General features: G+C 72.4%; 13 protein-coding genes. 9 read left to right on the plus strand and 4 right to left on the minus strand.

Going from position 1 to position 14,991, the window contains the following annotated elements:
• The first annotated feature begins 13 nt into the window (after positions 1-13).
• Genes ISP_RS24910 through ISP_RS24930 form a run of 5 tightly spaced genes read left to right on the plus strand, consistent with a single transcriptional unit; the run spans position 14 to position 4,600 of the window.
• On the plus strand, positions 14-1,120 hold the full coding sequence (locus ISP_RS24910) for an FAD-dependent monooxygenase (protein WP_013226610.1): 1,107 nt from the start codon (positions 14-16) through the stop codon (positions 1,118-1,120).
• The gene (locus tag ISP_RS24915; protein WP_013226611.1) at positions 1,117-2,880 is read left to right on the plus strand and encodes a CocE/NonD family hydrolase; all 1,764 of its coding nucleotides are present in this window, start codon (positions 1,117-1,119) and stop codon (positions 2,878-2,880) included. Before ISP_RS24910 ends, ISP_RS24915 begins: the two co-directional genes overlap by 4 nt.
• On the plus strand, positions 2,877-3,350 hold the full coding sequence (locus tag ISP_RS24920) for a nuclear transport factor 2 family protein (RefSeq protein WP_013226612.1): 474 nt from the start codon (positions 2,877-2,879) through the stop codon (positions 3,348-3,350). The genes ISP_RS24915 and ISP_RS24920 overlap by 4 nt, the downstream gene beginning before the upstream one ends.
• Before the next feature lie 12 nt (positions 3,351-3,362).
• The gene (locus ISP_RS24925; RefSeq protein ID WP_013226613.1) at positions 3,363-3,671 is read left to right on the plus strand and encodes an NIPSNAP family protein; all 309 of its coding nucleotides are present in this window, start codon (positions 3,363-3,365) and stop codon (positions 3,669-3,671) included.
• Between the two features lie 23 nt (positions 3,672-3,694).
• Positions 3,695-4,600, plus strand: coding sequence for an acetamidase/formamidase family protein (locus ISP_RS24930; protein ID WP_013226614.1), 906 nt, complete (start codon positions 3,695-3,697; stop codon positions 4,598-4,600).
• A gap of 23 nt (positions 4,601-4,623) precedes the next feature.
• Here ISP_RS24930 and ISP_RS24935 read toward each other — a convergent pair whose 3' ends face one another.
• Positions 4,624-6,531 (minus strand): ATP-binding protein, encoded by a 1,908-nt coding sequence (locus ISP_RS24935; RefSeq protein ID WP_230468338.1) that lies wholly within the window; start codon positions 6,529-6,531, stop codon positions 4,624-4,626.
• 195 nt (positions 6,532-6,726) lie between these two features.
• Between ISP_RS24935 and ISP_RS24940 the strand changes: the two genes are divergently transcribed.
• From ISP_RS24940 to ISP_RS24950, 3 genes are all read left to right on the plus strand, one after another.
• Positions 6,727-7,242 (plus strand): hypothetical protein, encoded by a 516-nt coding sequence (locus ISP_RS24940; RefSeq protein WP_013226616.1) that lies wholly within the window; start codon positions 6,727-6,729, stop codon positions 7,240-7,242.
• Between the two features lie 265 nt (positions 7,243-7,507).
• A complete protein-coding gene (locus ISP_RS24945) occupies positions 7,508-9,481 on the plus strand; it encodes a hypothetical protein (RefSeq protein WP_013226617.1) in 1,974 nt (657 codons plus the stop codon).
• Positions 9,482-9,483: 2 nt separating this feature from the next.
• The gene (locus ISP_RS24950) at positions 9,484-11,052 is read left to right on the plus strand and encodes a hypothetical protein (RefSeq protein ID WP_230468339.1); all 1,569 of its coding nucleotides are present in this window, start codon (positions 9,484-9,486) and stop codon (positions 11,050-11,052) included.
• Between the two features lie 16 nt (positions 11,053-11,068).
• On the opposite strand, the gene ISP_RS24955 is transcribed toward ISP_RS24950, so the two are convergent.
• On the minus strand, positions 11,069-12,250 hold the full coding sequence (locus ISP_RS24955) for a mandelate racemase/muconate lactonizing enzyme family protein (protein ID WP_013226619.1): 1,182 nt from the start codon (positions 12,248-12,250) through the stop codon (positions 11,069-11,071).
• Between the two features lie 116 nt (positions 12,251-12,366).
• Between ISP_RS24955 and ISP_RS24960 the strand changes: the two genes are divergently transcribed.
• Entirely contained in the window at positions 12,367-13,113 is a 747-nt protein-coding gene (locus ISP_RS24960; protein WP_013226620.1) for a FadR/GntR family transcriptional regulator, read from the plus strand.
• Between the two features lie 8 nt (positions 13,114-13,121).
• Here the strand turns inward: ISP_RS24960 and ISP_RS24965 are convergent, their stop codons facing one another.
• Positions 13,122-13,994 carry a carbohydrate ABC transporter permease gene (locus ISP_RS24965; RefSeq protein WP_013226621.1) on the minus strand — a complete coding sequence of 291 codons (873 nt, stop codon included), beginning with the start codon at positions 13,992-13,994 and terminating at the stop codon, positions 13,122-13,124.
• The gene (locus tag ISP_RS24970; protein WP_034284655.1) at positions 13,994-14,890 is read right to left on the minus strand and encodes a carbohydrate ABC transporter permease; all 897 of its coding nucleotides are present in this window, start codon (positions 14,888-14,890) and stop codon (positions 13,994-13,996) included. Before ISP_RS24970 ends, ISP_RS24965 begins: the two co-directional genes overlap by 1 nt.
• Positions 14,891-14,991: the final 101 nt, after the last annotated feature.

Below are 14,991 nucleotides of genomic sequence, written 5' to 3' on the forward strand. Positions count from 1 at the left end.
AAGGAGGTCCGCGATGCGAGCTGTGGTGATCGGTGGCGGGGTCGTGGGCCTGACGACCGGAATCGCGTTGCGCCGCAGGGGAATCGACGTGGTGGTCCACGAGTGCGCGCCGGAGATCCGCGCGGCCGGGGCCGGGCTGGGGTTGTGGGCCAACGCGCTGGCGGTGTTCGACGCCCTCGGCGTCGGGGAGCAGGTGCGCGCGATCGGCAAGCCCAGCGAGATGTACTTCCACGACCCGGCCGGGCGGCTGCTGGAGACGCCGGAATTCGGGGTCGAGGATCACCGGTTCCTGCTGGTGCACCGGGCGAAGCTCAACGATCTGCTCGCCGACGCAGTCGGCCGGGGCAACATCCGCCTCGCCACCGGGTTCGCCGCGTACGAAGAGCACGCTGACCACGTCACGGTCCGGTCGGCCGATGGCAGCGAGGAGTCCGCCGACGTGCTCGTCGGGGCGGACGGGGCGTACTCGGCGGTCCGCGCGCAACTGGTGCCGGGGACGCCGGCGCAGGAACACCCCGGTCACCACGCCTGGCGCGCGGTGCTTCCGGAGCCGGGCCTCGCGCTGACCGAGGACCGGCTGATCCTGGGTGGCGATCGCTGCCGCGGCGGGTGGGTGCGCACCTACGACGGCGGCGTGTACTGGCTGGTGAACCAGTTCGACGCGCCGGAACCGACCGGCACCCTCAAGGAACAGGCCCTGGCCCGGGCGGCGCACCTGGACGAGAGCGAGCACGGCGGGGTCCTCGCCGAGCTCATCCGCGCCACGCCCGAGGACCGGATCCTGCACAACCGGATCATGCTCGTGCCGCCGTTGCCGCACTGGGCGTCCGGGCGCGTCGTACTCGCCGGGGACGCGGCCCACGCGATGTCGCCGCACGTCACGGCCGGCGCGACGCTGGGCATCGAGGACGCCGCGCTGCTCGGCCGCCTGCTTTCCCCCGCCGGCGACGTGGTCGCGGCGCTGGCCGCCTACGAGGCGGACCGGATCCCGCGGTACGCCCAGGTCGCGGAGCTGTCGGCGGCGGTGGAGCACGCCGCCACGCCGCAGGGGTTCGCGCGGCACTACGCCGCGTTCAGCCACTGGATGATCACGACGGCCGGGAACCCGGTGACGGCGTGAGCTTCACGGTGGCGGTGGACGTGCCGGTGCCGATGCGTGACGGCGTCGCGCTCGCCACCAACGTGTGGCTCCCGGACGGGCCCGGACCGTTCCCGGCGTTGCTGGTCCGCACGCCCTACGGCAAGGACGACGCCGGGCTGTACGGCAACCCGAAGCTCCCCGACGTGTTCGCCCTCGTCGAAGCCGGTTACGCCGTGGTGGCGCAGGACGTCCGGGGCACCTCCCGGTCGCCCGGGACGTTCGTGCCGCACACCCACGAAGGCCCGGACAGTCTCGACACCCTCACCTGGCTGGCCGCGCAGCCGTGGTGCGACGGCGCGGTCGGCATGTGGGGCGGGTCGTACATGGGGTTCAGCCAGTGGCAGGCCGCGGCGCACGACGTCCCGGCGCTGCGGGCGATCGCGCCGGTGATGACCTCGGCCGACCCGTACGCGGCACCGTGGCGCTCCCCCGGCGGCGCGTTGTCCCAGGACGCCGTCATGACCTGGGGCACCCTCTCGGCCCTGCGCAACCTGCGGCGCGGACTCGAGGACGGCCGCGGTGACCCCACCGACGCCGGGGCGCTGCTGGCCGACCTGTCCGAACCGCCCTCGCTGCACGAACCGCTGCCGATCGCCGGCCGCGCCGCGGTGACCCGCTCCCTGCCCTGGCTCGGCCAGGTGCTCGACCACCCGGAACGGGACGCCTTCTGGCGGGAGATCGCCGCGATCGACCACGGCGAGCGGATCACCGTGCCGGCCCTCCACATCGGCGGGTGGTACGACGTGTTCGTCGGCGAAACCGTGCGGTCGTACACGACGCTGCGCCGCCGCGGGGGCAGCGCCGCCGCCCGCGACGGCCAGCGGCTGGTCATCGGCCCCTGGTCGCACGCCGACGGGACGGACCTCGGCACCTACCCCGACCGGTCGTTCGGGCTCGCCGGCAGCATCAAGACCGCCGGGATCACCGAGGAGCACCTGCGGTTCTTCGACCGCTGGGTCCGCGGCCGGCCCGGCGACACCCCGCGGGTCCGGCTCTTCGTGATGGGGGCCGACGAGTGGCGTGACGAGCCGGACTGGCCGCTGCCGGACACCCGGTACACCGACTTGTTCCTCGACGGCGGTGGCCGGGCCGGCACCGCGGCCGGCGACGGCGTCCTGACCCGCGACGTCCCGGCCGAGGACGCGACCGACACCTTCCGCTACGACCCGCGCGATCCGGTGCCCAGCCTGGGCGGCACCGTGCTCGCCGCGGCGCCGGGCGCCTACCCCGGGCCGGCCGACCAGGCCGCGGCCGAAACGCGCGAGGACGTCCTGTGCTTCACCACGCCGGTTCTCCGGTGGCCCGTCGAGGTCACCGGCCACGTCACCCTGGTGCTGCACATCCGTTCGTCCACACCGGACACCGACTTCACCGGCAAGCTCGTCGACGTGCACCCCGACGGCCGGGCGATCCTGCTCTGCGAAGGCATCCAGCGCGTCCGCTACCGCGAGTCGCTCACCGAACCCGCGCTGCTGGCACCGGGCACGGTCGCCGAACTCACCCTCGACCTGGGTGTCACCGCGAACGTCTTCCGGCCCGGGCACCGCATCCGCCTCGAGGTCTCCAGCAGCAACTTCCCCCGCTACGACCGCAACACCAACACCGGCGCGACGATCGCCACCGACGACGCGGACGCCGTGGTGGTCGCCGTCAACCACGTCCTCCACGGACCCGTGCACCCCAGCCGGCTGATCCTGCCGGTGATCGGACGCTCCCCGTCCGAGGAGGACCGAGCATGAACGCACTGCCGGAGCTGTCCGACCGGTTGGCCATCGCCGACGTCGTCGCCGGCCTGGCCCACGCCCAGGACGACCGGGACTGGGTCGCCCTGCGACGGCTGTTCGCCGAGCAGGTGACGCTGGACCTGTCGACCCACTACCACGGCAGGCCGCCGGCCACCGTGACCGCGGCCGACCTGGTCGAGCTGGCCCGCACGACCCTGGCGGGGTTCGACTGCACCCACCACGCCGCCACCGATCTCCTCGTGCGGGTGACCGGCGACGAGGCCACCTGCCGCGCGCACATGGTCGCCTACCACCACGTCCCCGCCGATCCCGGCGTCGTCGACCACTGCACGATGCGCGGCCGCTGGGACCTGAAGCTGCGCAAGCTCGACGGGAAGTGGCTCATCGAGCAGTGGGCCGTCGTGCGCACCGCGCCGTGGGAAGGCTCGCCGGACGTCTACGCCCTCGCCGCCGCCCGAACCTGAGGAGCACCGCCGATGTTCTACGAAATCCGCACCGAGCACGCCCGGCCGGGTCGCGGCGCCGAACTGGCCCGCTACCTGGACGAGACCGTCATCCCGCTGCACCGGGAACAGGGGATGCAGGTGGTGGGCTCCTTCACGGGGGCCGCCGACACCGTCGTCTGGATCAGGCGCTTCGAAGACGACGCCGATCGCGAACGTATCCTGGAGGCCGTCCACCAAGATCCGCGGTGCGCTGCGCCGGCCGCCGCTGTTTCGGCGCTGACGAGCGACCCGGCGGCCACGATCCGGCTGGTGCCGACCGCCGGGTCGGCGCTGCGCTGAGCCCGACGCCGGAAAGGAAATTCGTGGCCGAGTACCGGCTTCCCGCGACGCGCGAGTCCACAGTGGACGTCTTCGACCGGGCCACCCCGCCCGTGCTCACGGTCGACCCGGGCGACTCGGTCGTGGTCGGGTCGCTCGACGCCGCCGGCTACCTGGACCGGCGGCTGCAGGGCGCCACGATGTTCCCGGACCGGCGCGGCCACTGCCTGACCGGGCCGATCGCGGTGCGCGGCGCCGAGCCCGGCATGGTCCTGGGCGTGCACTTCGCGTCGATCAAGCCCGGGGACCGGGGCTGGACCGCCGCGGGGACGAAGGACAACGCGCTCAACCGCCGGCTCGGGGTGGCCGGCGGCCCCGGCGCCTGGTTGACGTGGGACATCGGGCTCGAGACCGCCACCAGCAACCTCGGGCACACCGTCGCCGTCGCGCCCTTCCTCGGCGTCATCGGCGTACCGCCCGCCGAACCGGGACCGCACCCGACCATTCCGCCGCGGCCGGACGGCGGCGGCAACCTCGACTGCCGGGACCTCGTCGCCGGTTCGACGCTGTTCCTGCCGCTGACGGTCCCGGGCGCGCTGCTGCACCTGGGCGACGGCCACGCGGCGCAGGGCCACGGCGAAGTCGGCGGAACGGCGATCGAGTGCCCGATGACCACCGCGGTGACCCTCACCCTGGCCGCGGACGCGGCGGTACCGGGCATCCACGCCGAAACCCCGGAAGGCCGGGTCACCTTCGGCTTCGGCACCGGCCTCGACGAGGCCATGGCCGACGCGCTGGCCGCCATGGTGACCTGGCTGCAGCGGCTGCACGACCTGGACCGGCCGACCGCACTGGCGCTCGCCTCGCCGGTCGTCGACCTGCGGATCACCCAGGTCGCCAACGAGACGTGGGGCGTGCACGCCGTCCTCCCGCACGGCGCAATCCGCTGACGGCGACGCAAGGCACCCGGTGACTACGTCGAGGCCGGGCGGTAGGAACAGCGGACTCCGGTGTGGACGGTGCCCCGCAGGTGTGTCCCGATCGCCGGATCGGCGGCGCTGATCCGGGCCAGCGCGCGGCGGATGGCTTTTCCCGCCGCGACGCGGGCCCGTTCCCCGCCGTCGGCGAACGGCCGGGCCCGGCCGCCGAGACCGCTGCCGTGGTGCAACTCGGCGAGCAGCCAGTCGTGTTCGGCCCGGACATCGGCGGGTTCGCCGTCGGGATCCCAGGCGGCGAGCTCGGCCTTCAGCCGGGCCAACCGGCGGCGATACTGGTGCAGGGCCGTCGAGTCGAGCACGGGCTGGCGGGAGCCTTCGGCCAGCCGCTCGGTGCCCGGGCTGCCGATCAGTGCCACTGCCGGGACTTCCACCCCGGGGTTGGCGGTCAGCGTCGCCAGGTGGGCCATGCCGACGCAGTGGTCGACCACGGCCACCCGACGGCCCAGTTCGACCCGCCACCAATTGTCCTGCCGGACGCAGCTCACCGCGGGCCGCGGCTTCCGGCTCTCGTCGGGCACGGCCATGCCCATCGCCGCCGCCTCCTCGAGCGCCGCGTCGTGGTGCTGCCGGGCCAGGAGCACGTCCGACGGCAGCGCACGCAGCGTCAGCGCCTGGGCGTAGCGCAGCCGGGACAAGACGACGGCGGGCCAATGGCCGATGGCGAGGTTGCGTTCGACCGCCGCCCGGAAGTGCGCCACCGCGGCGTCGAGATCGCCGGTGGTCAGCGCGGCGACGCCGAGCGGGTGGTGGGCCGAACCGAAGCACGCGACGCCCAGGCTGGCCATCACCGGCAGGCCGGCGAACGGCCGCAGCAACCGGTAGGTCGTCGCCGCGAGGTCGGTGTCCCCGAGCAGGAACGCCGCTTCCGCGGCGCTGCTCACCGTGACCAGCCAGATGCTCGACCTCGGCAGGTCGTCGAGATCGCCGAGCTTGGCGACGGCACCCGCCGCGGCACGGAAATCACCCGCCAGCGCCGAAGCGACGGCCAGCGCGGCGAAGAACGAGTTGTCGTTCGGGCTCAGCGTGTCCGACCGGGCCACCTCGTCGATCAGAGCCGCCAGCTCGGGCAGCCGGCCCTGGTACCACCGGATCGCCATCAGCTGCGCTCCGAACCAGCCGGTGGCGTCGACGTCGCCGGCCGCCGTCCCCCGCGCCGCGCACGCGCTCGCCAGCGCCTCGGCTTCCGCGAACCGCCCCGCCCGGATGGCGAGCATCACCTCGAACGCGCTCGCCACGAACCGGACGGCGAGGTGATCGCGCCGGGCCAGCTCCCGGCGCAGGCAACCCAACCGTCGTTCGGCGTGCGGATCACCGGCCAGGAACAGGTCGGCCACCTGCCACAGCAGACCCATCAGCAGGTCACCGCGGCGCCCGGACCGCGAACTCTGCCCCAGCAGCTCGGCCGCGAGGTCCCGGCGGAGCGCACCGTGTTCCGGGCCCAGCACGCAGTGATGAGCGAGGCTCAGCGCCTCCGCGCAGGCCACGGGGTCGTCGGACCGACGTGCCTCGCCGAGCATGCGCACCATGCCCTCGTGCGCCCCGATCGGGTAGTCGTGTTCGCCGGCCAACCGCACTCGCACCCGCAACGCCGCGAGCGAGCCCGGCCGGCACCTCGTGAGCGTGCGCCGCAGCCGGGCCAACAGCACCTCCACGCCCGCCGCGGTCCGCTGTTCCTGCACCCAAAGCCCGCTCAGGCCGACCACCGCGGCCGCCATCGCCTCGGCCTGGTCGTCTTCCTCCGCCCGGCGGTAGGCGGTGTCGAAGAATTCCCGCGCCGCCCGGAGATCGCCGTCGACGTGCAAGGCCTGTGCGCCCTTGGCGAGCAGCGACTCCGTGTCCTCGGGCGGCACGGCGGGCGTGGCACGCACACGTGAACCATCCATGACAACACCCCTCCACCTCGGCCTCCCCAGGCCGCGCCTACCGGCACCAGAGTGACACGGCGGTACTGGCCGCGGGGTTCAGCGATTCCTCGAACGGCCCAATCCCGGACGCCGGTGGAACCGGCCGGGAACGGGTCCGGAACGCCTCGACGGTCGACGGCACCGGACGGCGCCGCACGACAAAAGGAGACCGTCATGAACGACACCGAACCCACCAGACCCGGCACGACGAAGCGACGCGTCCGGCTGGCCGCGGTGGCCGCCGCGCTGACCGCGGCCGCCTCGGCCATCACCGCGGTCGCCGTCGCCGACCCGGCCTCTGCCCTGCCTGTCGGGCAGGCGACCTGCGACTTCAGCAACCTCACGCTCTCCCCGGCTGTCGGCTGGTTCCCGCTCACCTCGTCCCGCTCGGTCACCCCCGGGATCGAGACCGAGGCCAAGATCACGGTCACCGCGGATGTGGCCGTCAGCGCGGGCGCCGAAGTGCGGCTCGGCTGGTCGATCAACAACAACGCGCCGGTGGAGAGCTTCTTCGGCCCGGCCAACTTCGCCAACCACACCGAGTTCGCGGAAACCCGGGACACCTTCGGCCTGGTCTTCGTCGGTGCCGGCACCACCACCGTTCAGCCCTTCGTCCGGGTCAACGGCCCGGCGGCCGCACGAGCCGGATTGCTGAACAAGTGCTTCGCCGTGGAAGCGCGGACCAGCTGAAGCCGGGTCTGATCGCGGTGGCGGGGCTCCGGGCGTCCTCGGAGAGCCGCCACCGCGCCCGGGTTCCCGGCTGAGCTGAATTCGGTTGGCTCCGCCGGCCGGTTGTTCCGAACCGCCGTCGCGAAGGAGACTCGGATGTCGTTCATGCTGATCCGCGGCGCTGCCTTGCCGGCATCCTCGAGCACGACCTCGCGGACATCGTGCTGTTCCCGCGGGAATCGGCGTTTTCTCGTATCCGGTCGCCACACCTCTTACTCTCTGTTGTGTGGACGGCATCGACAGTCTCCGGCACGCGATCGAGACGATCCCCATTCCCGGCGCCCCGCCCCGGCTGTCCCGGCAGGGCGCAGCGGTCGGCCTGGCGCTCCTGGACACCTCGTTGCGGCTCAACCACGTGCGCCGGCTGACCGAACGGCTGACCGTGGTCGAGCACGGCACGGCCCGGCGCAGCACCGAGGTCGACGTCAGCCTCAAGCTCCTCGACGAGGGACAGCGGCAGGCCACCGCGCAGCTGCAGGACCTCATCGGCCGGGAACACGGCGAGCGGGCCGCCTCGAGACCGGCGCGGCAGCGGTCGTTGTGGGTGCCGCTGGCCCGGCTGCCGCGCCGGGACGTCTCCCCCGTCGACGTGTTCGACAGCGCGGGCCAGAAACTGCCGCGGCTCACCCAGCACGAGGCGTCCCGGCTGGTCGCCGCCGGGCTCTACCGGTTGCTGCGCGGGATCCTCGCGAGCAACGAGAACGCGCAGACCGCCAAGCACGAGCTGAACACGTTCCTGTTCCAGGTGCACGAACCCCGCTGGCTCATCCAGCAGGCGTTGCTGACGCTGCTCACCGAACGGAACCACCCGGAGGACGAGTTCACGCCGGCCCCGGCCGCCGGCACGGTTCCCGGGTACGGGCGGCAATGCCGGGAACTGGCGCTGGACATCCTCACCGGCTGCTCCGAGCTGCTGGTCGAATACGAGTACCTGCTCGACGTCGCGGTGCGCGACTACATGCTGGTGGTGGCGCTGGACGACTCGGTCGAAGAGCACCGGCTCAGTTACGAAACCCCGCTGCACGTCGACGCGCGGCAGCCCGTCGCGAAAGAGCAGTGGCGGCGGCTGGCCTCCAGCCGCCGCGGCTACGTCGTGACCTACGAGACGATGATCCCGGCGACGCTGAAGTCCTACCACCTGGTGGCCAGGACCGCCCCGGAAGCCGAGATCGCCCGGATGTACCTGTCCACGGACGCCGACCAGCACCAGGTCGAAGGCCTGGCCGAGGACCTGGTCTCACTGGCCGAACGGCAGGACGCCGCCCCGCTGCAGGAAGCCGACGGCGCGCGGCACAAGATCCTGGAACTGCAGGCGCAGACCGTGCTGCGCCCCCTGGCGGACCTGGTGCGCCGCCGCAAGTGGGAGGCCGGCCAGTCGGGGGTGGAGCTCTCGCCGCGCAGCCTGCCGGTCTGTCACCGGCTCGCGGCCGCGGCGACGACGGGCGAGGCGGTGCGGACGGACTCGGGCGAGCTGGACAACTCGCTGCGGCGGCACCCGGAGTTCACCGCCGCGAACCTCCGCGAGGCGGCGCGCGAGCTGATCGACCGGGAGTTCGGGCAGGACCTCGTCCTGGCCAACGGCATCGCCGACAACGAGGCGCGGGCCTACTGGCGCCGGTCCGGCGGCCGCGACCCGCGCGGCGACCACGTCCGGGTGCGCGCGACGCTCGTGCTCAAGGACTCCACGAAGTCCGGGCCGCTCAACGTGACCTTCTACGCCTTGGCCGTGGCGACGGTCTCGTTCGTGCTCGGCTGGCTGCTGGTCGGCAGCCCGTGGCCGTACGGGCGGGCCGCCACCGAGGCGCTCGGCCACATCGGCGACGGCCAGTCCGTCATCACCATGCTGCTGCTGTTGCCGGGCTTCCTCTACAGCCGCCTGTCGCTGCCGCCGCGCCGCACGGTGCTGGGTTACCTCGGCACGCTGCCGCAGGCGCTCGTCCAGCTGAGCATCGCGGCCGTCGCGGGGTTCGCGGCGGCCGTCGCGACGCAGAGCCGGGGGGAGATCGTGCAGGCCACGCTCACGGTCGCGGTGGGACTGCCGGTGCTCGCCGCGCTCGTGCTGTTCGGGCAGGCGTCGTGGCGCGAATCAGCGGTCCCGCTCTCCCGCATCGGGGTGCCGCGGTGGGCGGGTGCCGGCGGCCGGAACCACCGCAAACCGCTGGAAGCCGATGTGCGGTTCGACTCGTCCGGGAGGTGGTGAGCGTGCGCAGCCGCCGGATCTCCGTGCGGAACGTGGCCGATCTGGCCCGGGCCGGCTTCGAAATAGCGCGCCAGCCGGTGACCAAAGTGGACTTCGAGGTGCACCACGCGGCCGCCCGCCACGGCTACCTGCGCGAGCTCGTGTCCGCCGATTCCGACAGCGCGGTCTTCCTGGAGACGCTGTGCACGGCCACGAATGGCGCCGGCGTCGTGATCGGCACCCACACCCGCAAGCCCCTGGACGGCACCGAGGTGGTCGAGCACGTCGACGGCAGGCAGCCGGCCGAACGCCCCCAGCAGAACGCGGGCGGCTGGGTCTTCCGCCAGACGACCTCGCCCAACCCGACGTTCATCTACGAGTCCGCGCAGACCTTCGAGGGCCTGATCGCGATCGACCCGGCGGCGCACGAGGTGTGCGAGTGGCACGGCGTGGCCATCCGCGACCTGGTGCGGGAAATCTCCCAAGCCGCGTCCGCGCTCGTCGACGCGCCGCTGTTGTCGCTGCAGTGCCCGGCACAGCTGCCGACGATCGTGAAGACCCGCAACCACGATCTCCGCACGCGCAAGGAGGCCGCGGCCCCCTGCGCGTCGCTGGCGGTCCGGTTCGCGATCGCGCTGCGGGACGTGTCCGCGGCCGCGCGGTTCGAACTGGCCGACCGGTTCCGGGAGCTGTGCGAGAAGCACGGCTACAGCTTTTGGCTCGCCGACACCCGCCCGGGTCACCGGCAGGGGAACTGGTTCGAGGTCTACCACGCCGACGGCGAGTTCTCGCCGCTGTACAAGGGCGACCTCCGGTCCCGGCAGCGGATCGCCACGGTCCTGCCGGTGACCTTCGTCGGGCCGGCGCGGATCGGCTCCACGCACGCGGTCGTCTCCTTCCTGCAGCGCTATCCCCAGGTGGGCGTGGTCGGCTGCGCGGCCACGACGCTGTCCGACGTCGCGTTCGTCCACTTGCAGCTGGCGATCCACGGCGTGGCCGCCGACCGGCTGAGCCGCATTCTGGGCAAGCTGCTCGGCGAGTCGTCGACCCCGGCGCGGCCGCACCGGCTGCTGCGCGAGCTGTTCAAACGGCTCGGCCTGCCGCCCGACCCCGACGGGCCCGGCTCGTCCGAGCCGGACCCGACCGGCGACTACCAGACCTTCGCGGGTCCGGCGTTCGCCTACCGCCCGTACCAGATGCCCGACTGCCTGGCGGTCTGGGTGTCGTGGGAAATCGCCCGCCAGCACCGGGGCCTCGCTGCCCCGCTGGACTGCCTCTACCGCGCGCTGGCCCAGGTCGCGCCCCGGGTGACGACGCCGGACACCACCGCCTCGGCCGGTGAGCTCGCCACCGTCGAGTACCTCATCTGCCGCGCCACCGAGCAGTCGGTCATCCGCGGCAAGGCGAAGCTCGCCGTGCCGCGGTCGGTCCTGCGCGGGTTCTCCTCGAACGGCGAACCGCCCGCGGCCAAGCTGTGCGCGGCGCTGGAGGAGGCGTGGAAGGCCCATGTGGACCGGTCCGGCGTGGACGGAGTGAGCGAGCTGACGGTGGCGTGGCGCGAGTCCTGGCTCGGGCACTGGACCTACTCGTGACCCGGAAGGTCCCACGTCATGATGTCACCGCGCGGAGACCGGGGCGCCGGGGTGCCGGCTCGGCCAGGAGGCGCCGGCCGGCACGTTCGGGCCGGACGCCGGGAGTGGTGCGCACCTCCTCCGCCGGGAGGACGTCGAGCGCGCCGATGGCTTCCTCGTCCACCAGGATGCCGAGCCCCGGACGGTCGCCGAGCACGAAGGCACCGTCCTCGACGTCGTGGTCCACGGTCAGGCCGACCGGGGGCCGCAGGTCCTGCAGCTCGCTGACGAGGTGGTTGGGCACCGCGGTCGCGGCGTGCAGCAGTCCCGCCGGTGTGGTGCCGACCGGGCTCACTGGCAGATCGTGGGCGTGGGCCAGTGCCGCGACGCGCAGGAAGTGGGTGACGCCCCAGACCGACGCCGTCTGCACGACGTCCACCGCGCCGGCGGCCAGCAACGGGCGGAACTGCTCCAGCCCGGTGAGGTTTTCCCCGGTCGCCACCGAGGCGCGGATGCCCCGGCTCACCGCCGCCAGCCCCTCCGCGTCCCAGCGGCGGACCGGCTCCTCCACCCAGGTCAGGTCGAGCGTGCTCTCGAGCTCCCCGACGTGGCGCACGGCCTGCTTGCGCGTCCACGACTCGTTGGCGTCGAGCATCAGCCCCGGGCGCACTCCCCGCGAGAAGTCCGCCAGCACGTCCCGGACCAGGCACAACCGCCGCCGGTCCTGGTCGACGTCTCGGCCGCCTTTGACCTTCGCCACGCGCAGTCCGCGCTCGGCGTACGCCCGGTAGGTGGCCGCGAGCTCTTCCTCCGACAAGGCGATGTCGAGGCCCGACGCGTACGCGGGCACGCGCCGGTCACGGCCGCCCAGCAGACGCCACAACGGCTGCCCGGCGGCCTTCGCCTTGATGTCCCACAGCGCGGAGTCGAGGGCGCCGATCGTGCCGAAGACCTCGCCGGCGTGTCCGGCCTTGAACGTCCATCGAAGCATCCGGTCGTACAACGCGGCCACGGCCCGCGGATCCTCGCCTTCGATCGCCGGGAAGAGCTCCTCGATCCGCGGGTGGGGTCCCAGACCGGCACCGGTGACGCCCTCGTCGGTGTCGAGCAGGACGATCGGCACCTCCACGACGCCGTTGGCGTAGATGCCGTTGGCGTCGCCGACCGGCCGTCCCCAGTCCTGGACGGTGGTCAGGCTCCTGAACCCGGTGATCCGCATGACACCCCTTCACACCAGCCGATCGTGGAGTCCCCGGGCCCGCGTGCGGATCGGCTCCGCAACTCGTGGTACGTAGGATGATGTCCAGGTGCCGTGCCGGAGCCCGGAGGTGATCGATGAGCGCGTTGGCGTTTCCTGCTCCCGACGTGCCGCACCACCGCGGCCGCCGGGCCGATGCGGTCGTCGACCACCTCATCGAGCTGATCGTGAGCGGGGTCGTCCCGCCCGGCAGCAGCCTGCCGGTCGAGTCCGCGCTCTGCGAAGCGTTCGGGGTCAGCCGGACGGTCGTCCGCGAAGCGATCAAGTCCCTGGAAGCCAAGGGACTCCTGAAAGTCCGGCAGGGTGTCGGCACCCTGGTCTCGGCCCAGGAGTCGTGGAACCTGCTCGATCCCGCCCTCCTGACGGCCATCGTGCGCCACGACGAGCGGTACGACATCCTCGACCAGCTCGTCGACGTGCGCACCTCCCTCGAATCGAGCATGGCCCGGGAAGCGGCGCGCAAGGCCACCCCGGCCGACATCGCCGAGTTGCGTGACCTCATGGCTCAGCTCGACGCGGCGGTCGGGGAACCGGACCTCCTCGACGACATCGACGTGACGTTCCACGAGCGGATCATGCTCGTGTCCGGGAACCGGCTCGGCCGGGCGATCGTGCACACGGTGCACGCCGAGGCACGGCGCAGCCCGCGCTACGTCGGTCACTCGGCCTTGAAGCACCGGCGGCAGTCGAACCGGCAGCACCGGGCCGTCCTCGAAGCGATCGCAGCCGGTGATCCCGACGCGGCGGCTTCGCTGATGGCCGAGCACATCGCCACGTCCTGGCAGCGACGCCGTCCCGCGGGTCCGCACCGGCCGGCCGGCTGAGTGCGGGCTCATTCCTTCACCCCGCCACCGACCAGCCCCCGCACCAGCGCGCGCTGCGACAGCATGAACACGATCGCCACCGGGACGACCGCGAGCAGCGTGGCGAGGGCCAGTTCCGGCCGGAAGATGTTCACCTGCTGGCCGCCACCGCCGACCGCGGGGTTGAACGAAGGCGTCGACGACAGCAGATCCGAGAGCCCGACCTGGATCGGGTACTGCGTCGAATCCGCGAGAACGGTGTAGGGCAGGAAGAAGTTGTTCCAGTCGGCCACGAAACTGAAGAACAGGACCAGCGCGACGACCGGTTTCGCCAGCGGCAGCGCCACGTGGCGGAACGTCGACCATTCGTCGCAGCCGTCGATGCGCGCCGCGTCGAGCAGTTCGCGCGGGACCGCGGTGGCGTAGTAGATGTACGCGAGGTAGACGCCGAACGGGTAGAACGCGAACGGGAGAATCACCGAAAGCGCGTTCCCGATCAGGTGCACGGCGTTGAGCTCGAGGAAGATCGGGAGCACGAGCGCCGCCGCCGGCATGATCATCACGACGAGGGTCAGCGTCAGCACCAGCTTCCGGCCGGGGAACCGCCCGAACGCGAGGCCGTAGCCGGCGGGAATCCCCGTCACCAGCACGATCGCGGTCGCGGTCACCGCGTACAGCAGCGAGTTGCCGATCCACATGCGGTAGAGGTGGTCGCTGAAGGCGTCCAGGTGCTGCCACGCCTGCGCGATCCGGTCGAAGCCGCCGAAGGCCAGCGGGCCACTGGTGACGAGGGCTTCGTCGGATTTGGTCGGCGCGAGGATCAACCAGGCCAGCGGGACCACGAAGAACGCGGCGAAGACCGCGAGGATCGCGAACCGGAGGCCACGCGCGGCGAGTCGCATCAGTCATCCGTCCTGAACAGCCCGGTGCGGGTCACGATGAGCGCCGCGGCGAGCAGTCCGATCGCGAGAAGGTCGACGGAGACGGCGGCGGCGGCGTTGAAGTCCGCGTAGCGGAACGCCAGCTGGAACGCGAGCTGGTTGGCCGACCAGGTGTCGGGGACCTGCCCGAGGCTGGCCTGGTTCACCAGCTGCGGCTCGACGAACAGCTGGGTCCCGGTCGCGAAGGAGAGGATCGCCATGTAGGCGATCCACTTGCGGATCAACGGCAGCTTGATGCGGAGCGCGATCGTCACCGGTCCCGCGCCGTCGATGCGCGCGGCGTCCTCCAGGTCTTGCGGGATCGTGTTCAGGGCGCCGTACATGATGACGATCCAGCCGCCGGCCCCGGTCCAGAACGCGATCATCGCGAAGATGAAGGGCAGCTTGCCGGGCGCGATCGACTCGACGAACAGCTGCGCTCCGAACACGTCGTGCAGCAGGAACGCACCGGGGCTGACGGCCGGGTCGAGCATGAACAGCCAGACCAGGACCGACGACGCCCCGGCGAGCGCGCCGGGGATGTAGAACAGGAAGCGGAAGGTGGCCGAGACCCGGTTCGCGCGGCCGTGCAGCAGCAGCGTCAGCCCGACGACGAGCACGACGAGGGAGCCGAGCCACACGCTCGTGTAGAGCAGGATGTGCCCGAAGGCGGGCAGGAAGCGGTAGTCGCCGATGGTCCGGGTGAAGTTGCCGAAGCCGGCCCAGCCGCCCGCGTCGTCGGTGAACGCGAGGCCCAGCGCGTAGATCATCGGAAGGACGCCGAACACGACGAGGAACGGCAGGTAGGGCCCGACGAACACGAGTCCCGGCCAGGTGTGCCGGCGCCGCTTGCGCTGAGCGGGCGCTCCTGCCCCCACGGCAGGAGCGTCCGCTTCGGCGGTACTAGGGCCTGTATCGAAGTCGGTCAGAGCCATTCGTCGATGGCTGCGATGTGGATGGTGGCTTCGTAGCGGACAGC

Source organism: Amycolatopsis mediterranei, assembly GCF_026017845.1.
Lineage (GTDB): Bacteria > Actinomycetota > Actinomycetes > Mycobacteriales > Pseudonocardiaceae > Amycolatopsis > Amycolatopsis mediterranei.